This window comes from Stenotrophomonas sp. SI-NJAU-1 (genome assembly GCF_020883215.1).
GTDB lineage: Bacteria > Pseudomonadota > Gammaproteobacteria > Xanthomonadales > Xanthomonadaceae > Stenotrophomonas > Stenotrophomonas indicatrix.
Window position 1 is genome coordinate 760,142 of sequence record NZ_CP086598.1, and the last position, 13,555, is coordinate 773,696.

Consider the following 13,555-nt stretch of genomic DNA (forward strand, 5'->3'; position numbering starts at 1 on the left):
GGCTTGCAGCCCTGCACCCGCAGAATCCAGAGCAACAGCAACAGCCTGCATTCCGTGGGTTGGCGGGGTGGGTCCGGTTGAGGGGGACGGCGTAAATACGTCCATGTAGCCTCGGTCGCGCCATCCATGGCGCTCACGCCCCCTCAACCAGACCCACCCCGCCTTCGACAGGTTCTTGCGATCTGTTGGAACCTGCTGCTGATGGTGGGTGCCGACCGTTGGTCGGCACGAATGCCCGGAGCATGGGTTTTCGCTTTTGCTCTTTTTTGATCTTCCCGCGGTGCGCAGGAAACCGTCCGTGGCCGGGAGGGTGAGTGGGCTGGGGGCGTAAGCGCCATGGATGGCGCGCCCGAGCCTACAAGGACGTATTCACGGCGTCCCCCAGCCCACTCACCCTCCCGGCCCACCCCGATATCCAGCAGACATGACCACCGCGGAGGGGGCGGCGCCCGATGGCCGGCACTCTCCACACGTCCGTTAACACCGACCATGGCATGCTCGGCGCTCAGTCCACCCGGAGCCTTGGCCATGCGCCTGCTGACCCGCCTCATCCCATTGCTGCTGCTGGCCTCCCTGCTGTCCGGCTGCGGCTACAACGCCATCCAGCAGAAGGACGAAGCGGTGAAGGCCAGCTGGTCCGAAGTGCTCAACCAGTACAAGCGCCGCGCCGACCTGGTGCCCAACCTGGTGCAGACCGTGAAAGGTTTCGCCAGCCAGGAAGAACGCGTTCTGACCGAAGTCACCAACGCCCGTTCGCGCGTTGGCCAGATCAACGTCAACGCCGACGATGAAGCCTCGCTCAAGCAGTTCCAGCAGGCCCAGGGCGAACTGGGCAGCGCGCTGTCGCGCCTGCTGGTGGTTACCGAGAACTACCCGGTGCTGAAGTCCGACCAGAACTTCCGCGACCTGCAGGCGCAGCTGGAAGGCACCGAGAACCGCATCACCGTTGCCCGCGGCCGCTACATCCAGCAGGTGCAGGACTACAACACCTACATCCGCTCGTTCCCGCAGCTGATCACCGCCAAGATCTTCGGCTACCAGCCCAAGCCGAACTTCACCGTGGAAAACGAAGCGCAGATCTCCAACGCGCCGGCGGTTGATTTCGGCAACGCGCCGCAGCAGCAGCCGGCCCCGGCCCCGGGCCACTGACCGATGCGCCTGGCCGCCACACTGCTGGCCCTGCTGCTGTGGCTGCCGTTGACCGTGCAGGCGCAGACGCTGGCGCCGATTCCGGCGCTGGATTCGCCGGTGGTCGATACCACCGGCACCCTGGATGCCGCGCAGAAGCAGGCGCTGGTGCAGCAGGCGCTGGACCTGCAGCAGCGCAAGGGCAGCCAGATGCAGGTGCTGGTGGTGCCGACCACGCAGCCGGAAGACATTGCCCAGTACACCACCCGGGTGTTCGATCAGTGGCAGATCGGTCGCAAGGGCGTGGACGACGGCGTGCTGCTGGTGGTGGCCAAGGACGATCGGCGCGTGCGCATCGAACCGGGCTATGGCCTGGAAGGCGCGATTCCCGACGCGATCGCCAACCGGGTGATCCAGGAATACCTGGTGCCACGCTTCCGCGCCAATGACTATGCCGGTGGCATCACCGAGGCCACGGCGGTGCTGGTGAGGATCATCGACGGCGAAGCCCTGCCGGCGCCGGTCAGCAGCCAGCAGGGACGCGCCCCCGACGGGGGCGGTGATACCTGGATCCTGGCGTTGTTCATCGGCGTGTTCGCCGGCAGCATCCTGCGCGGCGTGTTCTCGCGGGTACCGCGTCCGCTGCGCGGCCTGCTGGGGGGCGCTGGAGCGGCGGTAGCGGCCTTCCTGTTCACTTCCACCTTGCTGGCCAGTGGCCTGGCCGGCGTGGTGGGCCTGGTGGTGGCGATGCTGTCCGGCCATCCGGGGCGTTTCGCCGGCGGTGGCGGTTGGGGCGGAGGCAGCTGGGGCGGCGGCGGCTTCGGCGGCGGGGGTGGGTTTGGCGGTGGCGGCGGCTGGGGCGGCGGTGGTGGCCGTTCCGGCGGCGGTGGCGCGTCGGGAGGCTGGTGATGATCCAACGTCTGTGCAGGCATCTGTTTTCGCCGTCGGTACGGCGGGCGTTCCCGCCGGCCACGCTGCAGGCGATCACCGAGGCGATCGCCGCGGGCGAGCAGCGCCATGGCGGCCAGGTGATGTTTGCGGTGGAGGCCGATCTGCCACTGCATGCGCTGTGGCACAAGGTCACCCCGCGGCAGGCGGCCGAGCATGCCTTCGCGCGCCTGCGCACCTGGGATACCGCGCACAACAATGGCGTGCTGATCTACTTGCTGCTGGCCGACCACGCCATCGAGATCGTGGCCGACCGCGGCCTGCAGGGGCGGGTCGCGCCCGAGCAGTGGCAGCGGGTCTGCACGCATCTGCGCGAAGGCCTGCGCAGCGCGCAGCCGGTGGCGGCGCTGCGCGATGCCATCGACGAGGTTTCCTCCCTGGTGGAGGGGCACTTTCCGGCCTCGGCGCGGTCCGATCAGGACGGCCTGCCGGACACGCCGCAGATCCTGGGCTGAAGCCCGGCAATCGGGCGACGGCGGCCACGACGAGGCCGCTCCCGGGCGGCGCTAGAATATCGGCATCCCTGCAAGGCGCCCTTCATGATCTATTTCCACGACATCGACCCCATCGCCCTCTCGTTGGGACCGATCAAGGTGCACTGGTACGGCATCATGTACCTGCTCGGCTTCACCGCCGCCTGGCTGCTGGGGCGCAAGCGGATCGCCGACGGGCGCCTGCCGGGCGTCGACGCCAACGGCTTCTCCGACCTGCTGTTCTACGCCATGCTCGGCGTAGTGCTGGGCGGGCGCATCGGCTACATGCTGTTCTACGCGCTGGGCGATTTCCTGCACAACCCGCTGCTGCTGTTCAAGGTGTGGGATGGCGGCATGAGCTTCCACGGTGGCCTGCTCGGCGTGATCGCGGCCTGCTGGTGGTGGTCGCGCAAGCATGCGCTGCACTTCTTCGACACCATGGATTTCATGGCGCCGCTGGTGCCGCTGGGCCTGGGCTTTGGCCGCATCGGCAACTTCATCGGCGCCGAGCTGTGGGGCAAGTACACCGACGGCAGCTGGGGCGTGGTGTTCCCGTCCGGCCTGCCGGCACCGTTGAACCAGCTCGACCACGCCACCCTGCAGTCGCAGTTCGCCAGCGGTGCGCTCAACCAGTTCGCGCGCCATCCGTCGCAGCTGTATGAAGCGCTGCTGGAAGGGCTGGTGATGTTCGCGGTGTTGTGGACGGTGTCGGCCAAGCCGCGCCATCGCTATCTCATTGGCGGCCTGTTCGCGCTGCTGTATGGCATCTTCCGCTTCGCGGTCGAGTTCGTGCGCATGCCCGACAACGGCGTCTACGTGGCCTTCGGCTGGCTGACCAAGGGCCAGATCCTGTGCGTGCCGCTGATCGCCTTCGGTCTGGTGCTGCTGGTGATGTCGCGCCGCGCGCCGGTGCTGCAGCCGCAGCCGCTGGTGACGGCGGAGGGCAAGGCATGAAGGCCTACTTGGACCTGCTCTCGCACGTGCTCGAACACGGCGCGGAGAAGAGCGACCGCACCGGTACCGGCACCCGCAGCGTGTTCGGCTGGCAGATGCGCTTCAACCTCAACGACGGCTTCCCGCTGGTCACCACCAAGAAGCTGCACCTGCGCTCGATCATCCACGAGCTGCTGTGGTTCCTGAAGGGCGACACCAACATCGGTTACCTCAAGGACAACCAGGTGCGCATCTGGGACGAGTGGGCCGACGAGAACGGTGACCTCGGCCCGGTGTACGGGAAGCAGTGGCGCAGCTGGGCCACGGCCGACGGCGGCGAGATCGACCAGATGCAGTGGCTGGTGGAGGAGATCAAGCGCAATCCGGATTCGCGGCGGCTGGTGGTCAGTGCCTGGAACGTGGGCGAGCTTTCGCAGATGGCGTTGATGCCGTGCCATAACCTGTTCCAGTTCTACGTGGTCGACGGCAAGCTCAGCTGCCAGCTGTACCAGCGCAGTGGCGACATTTTCCTCGGCGTACCGTTCAACATCGCCAGCTACGCATTGCTGACCCACATGGTGGCGCAGGCCACCGGCCTGGGCGTCGGCGATTTCGTGCACACGCTGGGCGACGCGCACCTGTATTCGAACCACTTCGAGCAGGCCCGCGAGCAGCTGTCGCGTGAACCGCGCGCGCTGCCGACGCTGTGGTTGAATCCGGAGGTGACCGATCTGTTCGGCTTCCAGTTCGATGACATCCGCATTGATGGCTACGATCCGCATCCGGCGATCAAGGCGCCGGTGGCGGTGTGAGTACGATGAAGCTGTCGATGGTGGTGGCGCTGGATCGCAATCGTGGCATCGGCCAGGGCAACGCCATGCCCTGGCACCTGCCGGACGACTTCAGGCACTTCAAGGCGTTGACCCTGGGCAAGCCGATTCTGATGGGGCGCAGGACCGCCGAATCGATTGGCCGCGTGCTGCCCGGTCGAACGAACCTGGTGCTGACCCGCAGCGGCCAGGTGCCGTTCGAGGGCATGCGCGCGGTGGCCTCGCTGGACGAGGCGAAAGCGATTGCAGAGGGCGAGGGCGCCAGCGAGCTGTGCATCATTGGTGGCGGCGAGATCTTCCACCAGCTGCTGGACCAGGCCAGTGATCTGTACCTGACCTGGGTGGATGCCGAAGTACCGGCCGATACCCATTTCCCGGACGTGGATGAGCGCCTCTGGCAGGAAGTGGCCAGTGAGCCGCACCCGGCCGATGAGCGTCACGCCTACGCGTTCCGCTTCGTGCATTACGTCCGCCGCTGAGCGCGGCGTCCTGTAGAGCCCGGCCGTGCTCGGCTCTACAGGATCGTTTTACGGCATCCGGTAGTGGCCGATGATGGTGTGCTGGAACAGCAGGTTCTCTTCCCGCGTACCGCGCGCGATGTTGTGCAGTACCAGCGGCGTGCCGTCGGCCAGGCGCCGGTCGGAAACGATGCCTACGTGCAGCAGGCCGTTGCCGTTGAGCTTCCAGGCCACGATGTCGCCGGCGGCGAAGTCGCTGGGAAGGCCACTGATCGGTTGCTGCCAGCCGTGGCGGTCAAACCAGCGCATCAGGTTGGGCACGCGCCGGTGGTCGATGTTCCGATCCGGCCGGGACAGGCCCCAGAGGGCCGGATAGGCGCTGAAATCAGCGCGCATGTCTTCGTTCACGCGGACCTGCAGGTCCAGCCCCTGCGTACGCAGAGCGCGGACCACCACGTCGGTGCATACGCCGCGATCAGCGGGCACGTCGCCACCGGGGTAGGCCAGTACCTGATAGGCAGGGTCGTAACGGGTGGTGACGCCGATCTGCGCGCGCGCGGCAGCGACCAGTGGCGGCGACGGTGCAGGGGCTGATGCAGGGGCGGCGGCAGCGTCGTGGCCGGCAGTCGCGGGCGACGATGAGGGCTGGCAGCCGCTGGCCAGGGCCAGCGTCAGCAGCAGCACCGTCCATGGTGCGCGGTTGCCGGGCGTCATGCCGAAGGAGGCGTTCCGTTGTTGTTGCCACCACCACCACCACCACGGCGGCGGCGGCGGCGCGGACCACGGTTGCCCGGGGCGCCAGCCGTTGCAGCGTTGCCGTTGCCTTGGTTGTTGTCCTTGCCTGCCGTGCGCTCGTGTGCCGGTCGCGCGGGCGGCCGCGCGTTGGCGACCGGTGCCGGTACGTCGCGTCCCGGTACCTGCACCACGCGCAGCTCATCGGTGTCGAGCTGGATCGCGGTGAGCTTGCCCCCCCACACGGCACCAGTGTCGATCGCGTGGATGCCCTGGGTGATGGTCAGGCCGAGCGCGGACCAGTGGCCGCAGACCACCTTCAGGTCGCGCTCGACCCGGCCCGGCACTTCGAACCAGGGATACAGCCCCTGTTCCTGGGTGCCCGGCGTGCCCTTGTCCTCGATGCCGATGCGGCCGCGCGAGGTGCAGTAGCGCATGCGCGTGAGCACGTTGATGATCGCCCGCGAGCGCTCGTAGCCGGTCAGGTTCGGCGCCCAGCTGGGCTTGTCGCCGTACATGTTGCGGAACAGCTTGCGGTAGCCGGCGCCGTGCAGCTGCACTTCCACTTCGGCGGCATGCTTCTCGGCCATCTGCGTGGTCCACTTCGGCGCAAGGCCGGCATGCACCATCATCCAGCCAAGCTCACGGTCCACGTGCACCAGCTTCTGCAGGCGCAGCCAGTCCAGCAGCACGTCGCGGTCTTCGGCCTGGACGATGCGCAGCAGGTCCGGGTTGACCTTGCGCTGCTCTTCCTCGGTGCGCGCACCGACGGCCAGCAGGGAAAGGTCGTGGTTGCCGAGCACCACCACGCTGTGTTCGCGCAGCGAATGCACCAGCCGCAGGGTTTCCAGTGACTGTCCGCCGCGGTTGACCAGGTCGCCGCAGAACCACAGGGTGTCCTGCGCCGGATCGAACCGGATCTTCTCCAGCAGGCGCTGGGTTACGTCATAGCAGCCTTGCAGGTCGCCGATCGCCCATACACTCATCGTTCGGCCTCCGTGTCAGTGCAGGGTGCGCGGGATGGCCAGCACGAAGGGTGCGACCGGCGCGGCGAATTCGGTGCCGTCGTCGGCCACCATGTCGTAATGGCCCTGCATCGTGCCGTGCTCGGTGCCGAGCATGACACCCGAGGTGTAATGGAAGTCTTCACCCGGACGCAGACGCGGCTGTTCGCCGATCACGCCATCGCCATCGACATGCTCGACGCGGCCATTGGCATCGGTGATGCGCCAGTGGCGTGCGACCAGGCGCGCGGCAACCCGGCCCTGGTTGTGGATGCGGATCGTATAGGCGAACGCATAACGACCGTCTTCCGGCGCGGATTGGTCGTCGAGGAAGCGCGGGGCGACTTCGACGGAGATGGCATAAACGTCAGCGTCTTCCATACCGGCAGTGTAATCAGGTGGCATTGGCCAAAGCGATGAATTCAGCCACGTCCAGCTGTTCGGCGCGGGCATCGGGGCGCACGCCGGCGGCCACGAACTGCTCGGCGCTGACCACGTTGTTCAGGGCATTGCGCAGGGTCTTGCGGCGTTGGCCGAAGGCGGCCTTGACCACCTCGGCGAAGCGCTTGTGGTCCTTGATGTCGATGCTGGCCGGGTCGCGCGGTACCAGGCGCACCACGGCCGAATCGACCTTCGGCGGCGGCCTGAACGCACCCGGCGGCACCACGAACAGCGAGGTCACCTCGCAGTAGGCCTGCAGCATCACGCTGAGGCGGCCGAACACCTTGCTGCCGGGACCGGCAGCCATGCGGTCGACCACTTCCTTCTGCAGCATGAAGTGCATGTCCGAGACCACCGCAGCATGTTCCAGTGCATGGAACAGGATGGGCGAGGAGATGTTGTAGGGCAGGTTGCCGACCAGGCGGATCGGCTGTCCATCGGCCAGCTCGGTGAAATCGACCCGCAGCACGTCGCGGTTGACGATGGTCAGTTCACCCAGCGGCTCGGCGGCGGCGGTCAACGGCGCGATCAGGTCGCGGTCGAACTCGATCACCGTCATCTTCGGGTGCACGCGCAGCAGCGGCAGGGTGATCGCACCCTGGCCCGGACCGATCTCGACCAGGCGGTCGCCGTCCTTGGGATTGACCGCCATCACGATCTTGTCGATGTAGTAGCGGTCGGCAAGGAAGTGCTGGCCGAGCTGCTTCTTGGCCGGGGCGGAAAACACCGGGCCGGAGGGGGAATGCGGGGAAGTCATGTGCTCAGTGTACGTTGCCGCGCCAGCCGCGCACACAGCGTTGTGGCGGCCTGCAGGCTGGAAGGATCGGCAATGCCGCGGCCGGCAAGATCCAGCGCGGTGCCGTGGTCCACCGCCACGCGCGGATAGGGCAGGCCCAAGGTCAGGTTCACCGCCTGCTCGAAGCCGGAGTACTTCAGCACCGGCAGGCCCTGGTCGTGGTACATGGCCAGCACGGTGTCGAAGCCGGCCAGCTTGGCCGGCAGGAACGCGGTATCGGCCGGCAGCGGACCGATCAGGTCCATGCCCTCGCTGCGCAGGCGCTGCAGCAGCGGGATGACCAGATCCAGTTCCTCGCGACCGAGGTGGCCGTCTTCGCCGGCATGCGGGTTCAGGCCAAGCACGGCGATGCGCGGTGCGGCCAGGCCGAACTCGCGGCGCAGCGCGGCATGCACGGTGCGCAGGGTGTGTTCCAGGCCGGGCGCGGTGATCGCATCGGCGACCTCGCGCAGCGGCAGGTGGGTCGTAGCCAGGGCAACGCGGACGATGTCGTTGGCCAGCATCATCACCACCTTCACCCCGGCCTGGTCAGCCAGCAGTTCGGTGGTGCCGCTGTAGGCGATGCCGCCCTGGTTGATCACCGCCTTGTGCACCGGGCCGGTCACCACGCCGTGCAGTTCACCGGACAGGCAGGCCTGGCCCGCACCGAGCAGGGCGCCGATCACCGCACCTGCGTTGGCAGGGTCGGTATGGCCGAAACGGCTGGGGGCGCGGTTGGCGACGGCGCGCAGGCGCAGATCGCCGGGGACGCGTGCTTGTGCGTCCTCGGGCAGCAGTTGCAGGGGCAGATCCAGCGCGGCTGCGGCCGCGCGCAGGGTGTCCGGATCGGCGAAAGCCAGAAGCCGGCAATCATCGCGCGGCTGCTGGACCAGTCGGACACACAGTTCCGGACCGATCCCGGCGGGCTCGCCCGGTACCAGAGCGAGCTCGGGGAGCATGGCTCAGGACTGCGGAGGCGTGGCGGTATTTTCCGCCCGGTCACCGCTGCGGAAGCTGACGTAGGCTTCGCCACGCAGCTCCTGCAGGAAGCGGTTGTACTCGTCTTCCAGCTTGCGGCGACCGATGGTCTCGCGGACCTGGGCGCGCTGGTTGTCACTGCCGACGTCGGTCTGGCGGGTGCCCACGCGCTGCACGATGTGCCAGCCCGCATCGGTGCGGAACGGCTGGCTCACGCCGCCGTCCTGGATGCCTGCCACCTGCTGGCCGAAGGCCGGGCCGAACGCGTCGGCCGGGAACCAGCCCAGATCGCCGCCCTGGCCCTTGCTGTTGTTGTCCTCGGACGATTCCTTGGCCACCTGCTGGAAGTCGGCACCGCCGGCAATACGCGCACGCAGGGTGTCGATCTTGGCCTTGGCGGCCGCGTCGGACTGGGCATCGTCCACGCGCACCAGGATATGGCGGCCGTGGTATTCGGTGACCGTATGGGTGCCTGCCGCCGCGCTGGCGTCTCGCACTTCCACCAGCTTCAGCAGCTGGAAGCCGCTCGGGCCGCGGATCGGGCCGACCACTTCGCCGGGCTTCATCTGCTGCATCGTCTGTGCGAACGCGGCCGGGATTTCATCCAGGGTGCGCCAGCCGAGGTCGCCGCCTTCCAGGGCATTGGGGCTGTCGGAATAGCGCACGGCCGCCGCGTTGAAGTCCAGCTCGCCCTTGTCCAGCAGGGCCTTCACGCCGTCAGCCTTCTTCTGGCCGGTGGCGATCTGCTCGGCGCTGGCACCGTCGGGCAGGGCGACCAGGATGTGCGCGAGGTGGAACTGGTTGCCGGCATCGGCCTGCTGCTTCAGGGCCGCATCGACCTCGCCTTCGCTGACGCTGATGCGGCTCTGCGCGAAGCTCTGGCGCAGGCGCTGCACGGTGATCTCGTCACGCACCGAGGCGCGGAAATCGTTGAAATCGATGCCGTCACTGGCCAGGCGCTGGCGCAGGGCATCCAGGGTCGAGCCGTTCTGCTGGGCGATGGCATTCATCGCCTGGGTCAGTTCCTGGTCGCTGACACGGATGCCGCTGCCCTGGGCACGGGCCACCTGCAGCTTGACCAGCACCAGGCGCTCGAGCACCTGGCGGCTGAGCACGTCATCGGGCGGCAGCTGGGCCTCGCGGCCGGCGTACTGTGCCTTGATGTTGGCGATCGCACGCTGGAGCTCGCTCTGCAGGATCACGTCCTCATCGACGACAGCAGCGATGCGATCCAACGGCTGGGCCTCCTGCGCAAGAACCTGCAGGGGGGCGGACACGCTGGACACCGCCAGAAGCGATGCGAGGAGAACGGGGAAGCTCTTGGTCATGGGATCTGATTCGGATCGTAGTCATCGCGGGTCGCTCCGGTGTTGCTGGGCGGCACGAGATAGAGGTCGTCGCGGTTGTAGCCGAGGATAGCACGGCGCAAAGTGCGGTCCGTGTCCTGGCCGAGGGAGCTCAAGCCCTTGAGCACGAACTCGAGCTGGATGGAGTTGTTCATTTCGCCTTCGCGGTTGCGCACGTAGCGGCGGGCCACGGCGCGCACGGCCAGGCAGCAGCTGTCCCACTGTACGCCGCCGATGATCTCCAGCGGTTCCTTGTCCTGCAGCGAGTAGTAATAACGGCCCACCAGGCTCCAGCGCTCGTTCAGCGGGTACAGGAACGACAGGTCGGCCTGTTCCAGCAGGGTGCGGTCATGCTTGTTGGCCGTGGCCGGGGCACCGGAATTGATGCGGTAACGGTAGGTCAGGTTGACCACGCCGTCGTTGGACATCAGGTAGCGGGCACGCACGCTGGCCAGATCCTCGCGCTTGTACTTGGGGTCCCACTGATAGGTGGCGCCCAGCGTCCAGCGGTCGTTGATCATGTAGTTGCCGTCGGCGATCCAGGCCGACTTGCCCTTCTCCACCGGCGCACCACCGGGGGTCACGCTTACCCGCGATTCGTCGAAGTACTGGATCTGGCCGATCGAGGCCGAGAAGCGCTCCTTGCCGGTGGTCTGGTCGATGAAGCGGGTGCTCAGCGCCATGGTCAGCTGGTTGGCGTCGTTCTGGCGATCGGCGCCGGTATAGCGCGAATCGCGGAACAGCTGGCCCCAGCTGAAGGTGAAGTCGCGGGTATCGAAGATCGGCAGCTCGTCCTGGTCGCGGTACGGCGTGCGCAGGTAGAACAGGCGCGGCTCCAGGGTCTGCAGGAACGACTTGCCACCGATCTTCGTCTCACGATCGAAGAACAGTCCGGCGTCGAGGCTGGCGATGGGCAGGCTGCGGCTGGGTGAGGTGTTGCCGCGCAGCTGTTCGGGGGTGGCGGTGGCCGGGTCGATGCCCTGCGAGCGCAGGATCTGGCCGCGGATGCCGTTCACGCCATCAACCAGTCCACGGTCCAGCTGGTAACCGGTATAGCGGTAGGCCAGCGTCGGCGTGACATACCAGGCCGCGCCGCTGATCGGGAACGATACGTACGGTTTCAGGTCCAGTCGCGAGCCGCCGCTGACACCGATGCCGTCGGTCTGCCGGCTGCCGTTGCGGGTGTACTGCAGGTCCGGTCCCGCCTCGGCGCCGTACTTGAAGTTGATGTCGTCGTGGGTGAAGCGCACGGCCTCGGCGTAGATACCGGTCTCCAGCCACGGCAGCAGCGGCTTGTCCCAGTTGAAGTACAGGCGCGGCTGGCGGTTGTAGGCCAACGCACTCTCGTTGAGGGTGTAGTCGGTCAGCTGCCAGCGGTCGGCCATGATGCCGGCCGTCCAGTTCTCGCCGGTGCCGTACAGGCCGACGGTGCTCTGCAGGTTCGACGCGGTGACCCCCACCAGGCGGTTGGCGAAGTCTTCCACGTAGCGCTCGTCGCTGACCCAGGCCAGATTGGCGCGGGCCTGCCAGTGGTCGTCGAGGTTGTGGTAGCCGCCGAACATCACCCGGCCGCGGTCACGGTCGCGCAGCTTGTCGTTGGGCATGTACGCGGTCAGCAGTTCACCACGGCCGCCGTTGTAGAGGTAGCGGAACTCGTTGTCGAGCATCAGGCCGCGTTGGCTCATGTAACGCGGGGTCAACGTGTCGTCGTAGTTCGGCGCCAGGTTGAAGTAGATCGGTTGTGCGTAATCGAAACCGTTGCGGCCGGACATGCCCAGCTGCGGGAACAGCAGGCCGGTCTTGCGCCGGTCATCGATCGGGAACTTGAAGTAGGGCGCCCACAGGATCGGCACCTTGCCGATCCGCAGCACGGCGTTGCGGGCGGTACCGAAGCCCTCATCGTTGTCGACTTCGATCTCCGGCGCCGTCAGCCGCCACACTGGCTGCGACGGGTCGCAGGTGGTGTAGGTGGAGCGGTGCATCTGCCCGACCGCGCCCTGCAGGTCGACCGATTCGGCTTCGCCATTGCCGCGGCGGGACACCAGCTGGTACTGGATGTCGGTGATTTTGTGGGTGTCGCTTTCCTGGTTGCCCTCGGCGCGCTTGGCGACCATCCGGATGGAGGAATCCTGGTAACGGACGTTGCCATCGGCGACATAGTTGCCACTTTCGGTATCGAAGCTGAGCTTGTCGGTACCGACGAACTGGTCGCCCCGGCGCAGCGCCACGTTGCCCTGGTACTGCGGCACGGTGGTGGTGCCCAGCAGCTGGTCGCCCTCGATGTCGGTGGGCTGCTGTTCGCGCGCAGCGCTGGCGGCCGCCTTGTCCTGGCCGGGCACCGGGGTCGGCGCGTCGGTGAACGCAGGGATCACGTCGGTGGCCGGGCAAAGGCCCCAGTTGAGCGGCTTGTCATCAGCCCATGCCGGAAGGCAGACGGCGATGCTCAGGGGCAGGGGAAGCAGGCGGAGGGCTCGGCGCACGCGGTTCGGATTCGGGCGAAAACGGACGGTAGCTTGCCCCATCCCTTGCATAGGGGCAATGAAGGTCACCCCGGACTGCCGGTTCGGGTTCATCCAGGCCCGTTGCCGGAGGGTGTCGCCATCAGTGCCTGCAGGTGGGCCACGCTGCACTCGGCCAGGGCCTGCAGGTCGTATCCTCCCTCCAGCATCGACACCACCCGGCCGGCGGCATGGCGGCGCGCCAGCGCGTGCAGTTCGCGGGTGATCCAGGCGAAATCGTCGGTCTCCAGCATCAGGTCCGCCTGTGGGTCGCGCAGGTGAGCGTCGAAGCCTGCCGAGATCAGCAGCAGTTGGGGGCGGAAGTCGTCGATCGCCGGCAGCATCTCGTCGGCCCAGACGTTGCGGAAGCGGAAGCCGCCACTGCCGGGCGGCAGCAGGATGTTCATCAGGTTGCCGGCACCGCGGTCACGGCGCAGACCGGACTCGGGGAACAGCCCTGCCTGGTGGGTGCTGTAGTAGGACACCCGGGCGTCGTGCTGGAAGATGTCCTGGGTGCCATTGCCATGGTGGACGTCGAAGTCGACCACCGCGACCCGCTCCAGGCCGTGGCGGTCGCGGGCGTAGGCGGCGGCGATGGCGACGTTGTTGAGCAGGCAGAATCCCATCGCTGTGCTGCTGGTGGCATGGTGGCCAGGCGGGCGCACCGCGCAGAAGGCCAGCGGATCCTCACCCAGCATCACCGCATCGACGGCCGCCACACCTGCGCCGGCGGCATGCACCGCGGCACTGGCCGAGCCTGGCGAGGTCCAGGTATCCATGTCCAGCTGGCGCAGCGGTGCGCTCTGCGGTTGCAGCACCAGGTCGAGCAGCGCGCTGTCATGGACCCGGGTCAGTTCACCGAACTTGGCCGGCGGCGCCTCGCGCCAGTCCAGCTGCCCGGGAAAGGCCTGGTGCAGCGCGTCGAGCACCACCTGCAGGCGTTGCGGGCATTCAGGATGGCCGGGGCCCGGGTCGTGCAGCAGGCAGGCGGGATGGGAGAAGACCAGCATG

14 protein-coding genes are annotated in these 13,555 nt (G+C 67.4%); 6 read left to right on the top strand and 8 right to left on the bottom strand.

Translation table 11 applies throughout. The features are described 5' to 3' along the window. Positions 1-528: 528 nt before the first annotated feature. The 6 genes from LMF57_RS03315 to LMF57_RS03340 all read left to right on the top strand — a co-directional run bounded on the left by LMF57_RS03315 (position 529) and on the right by LMF57_RS03340 (position 4,791). On the top strand, positions 529-1,149 hold the full coding sequence (locus tag LMF57_RS03315; RefSeq protein WP_025877902.1) for a LemA family protein: 621 nt from the start codon (positions 529-531) through the stop codon (positions 1,147-1,149). A gap of 3 nt (positions 1,150-1,152) precedes the next feature. After that, positions 1,153-2,037, top strand: a complete 885-nt coding sequence (locus LMF57_RS03320) for a TPM domain-containing protein (RefSeq protein WP_208082836.1) — start codon at positions 1,153-1,155, stop codon at positions 2,035-2,037. Beyond that, positions 2,037-2,531, top strand: coding sequence for a TPM domain-containing protein (locus LMF57_RS03325; RefSeq protein WP_117309570.1), 495 nt, complete (start codon positions 2,037-2,039; stop codon positions 2,529-2,531). The genes LMF57_RS03320 and LMF57_RS03325 overlap by 1 nt, the downstream gene beginning before the upstream one ends. Before the next feature lie 84 nt (positions 2,532-2,615). Continuing rightward, positions 2,616-3,503: a prolipoprotein diacylglyceryl transferase gene (lgt, locus tag LMF57_RS03330; RefSeq protein WP_088101117.1), complete on the top strand. Its 888-nt coding sequence runs from the start codon at positions 2,616-2,618 to the stop codon at positions 3,501-3,503. Beyond that, positions 3,500-4,294, top strand: a complete 795-nt coding sequence (locus LMF57_RS03335) for a thymidylate synthase (RefSeq protein ID WP_117309572.1) — start codon at positions 3,500-3,502, stop codon at positions 4,292-4,294. Before lgt ends, LMF57_RS03335 begins: the two co-directional genes overlap by 4 nt. 5 nt (positions 4,295-4,299) lie before the next feature. After that, on the top strand, positions 4,300-4,791 hold the full coding sequence (locus LMF57_RS03340; protein ID WP_229291353.1) for a dihydrofolate reductase: 492 nt from the start codon (positions 4,300-4,302) through the stop codon (positions 4,789-4,791). 48 nt (positions 4,792-4,839) lie between these two features. On the opposite strand, the gene LMF57_RS03345 is transcribed toward LMF57_RS03340, so the two are convergent. The 8 genes from LMF57_RS03345 to LMF57_RS03380 all read right to left on the bottom strand — a co-directional run bounded on the left by LMF57_RS03345 (position 4,840) and on the right by LMF57_RS03380 (position 13,554). Further along, positions 4,840-5,484 (bottom strand): DUF1287 domain-containing protein, encoded by a 645-nt coding sequence (locus tag LMF57_RS03345; RefSeq protein WP_229290820.1) that lies wholly within the window; start codon positions 5,482-5,484, stop codon positions 4,840-4,842. Beyond that, positions 5,481-6,488 (bottom strand): symmetrical bis(5'-nucleosyl)-tetraphosphatase, encoded by a 1,008-nt coding sequence (locus tag LMF57_RS03350; RefSeq protein WP_229290823.1) that lies wholly within the window; start codon positions 6,486-6,488, stop codon positions 5,481-5,483. Before LMF57_RS03350 ends, LMF57_RS03345 begins: the two co-directional genes overlap by 4 nt. 15 nt (positions 6,489-6,503) lie before the next feature. Next, a complete protein-coding gene (apaG, locus tag LMF57_RS03355) occupies positions 6,504-6,887 on the bottom strand; it encodes a Co2+/Mg2+ efflux protein ApaG (protein WP_025877914.1) in 384 nt (127 codons plus the stop codon). A 13-nt stretch (positions 6,888-6,900) separates the two neighbouring features. Next, positions 6,901-7,704 (bottom strand): 16S rRNA (adenine(1518)-N(6)/adenine(1519)-N(6))-dimethyltransferase RsmA, encoded by an 804-nt coding sequence (gene rsmA, locus LMF57_RS03360; protein ID WP_025877916.1) that lies wholly within the window; start codon positions 7,702-7,704, stop codon positions 6,901-6,903. Next, positions 7,701-8,681, bottom strand: coding sequence for a 4-hydroxythreonine-4-phosphate dehydrogenase PdxA (gene pdxA / locus LMF57_RS03365; RefSeq protein ID WP_229290826.1), 981 nt, complete (start codon positions 8,679-8,681; stop codon positions 7,701-7,703). The genes rsmA and pdxA overlap by 4 nt, the downstream gene beginning before the upstream one ends. A 3-nt stretch (positions 8,682-8,684) precedes the next feature. Then, a complete protein-coding gene (locus tag LMF57_RS03370) occupies positions 8,685-10,028 on the bottom strand; it encodes a peptidylprolyl isomerase (RefSeq protein WP_117309578.1) in 1,344 nt (447 codons plus the stop codon). Beyond that, complete coding sequence (gene lptD, locus LMF57_RS03375; RefSeq protein WP_229290827.1) at positions 10,025-12,526, bottom strand: LPS-assembly protein LptD; 2,502 nt, start codon at positions 12,524-12,526, stop codon at positions 10,025-10,027. The genes LMF57_RS03370 and lptD overlap by 4 nt, the downstream gene beginning before the upstream one ends. 89 nt (positions 12,527-12,615) lie before the next feature. Then, complete coding sequence (locus tag LMF57_RS03380) at positions 12,616-13,554, bottom strand: histone deacetylase family protein (protein ID WP_117309580.1); 939 nt, start codon at positions 13,552-13,554, stop codon at positions 12,616-12,618. Position 13,555 lies beyond the last annotated feature (1 nt).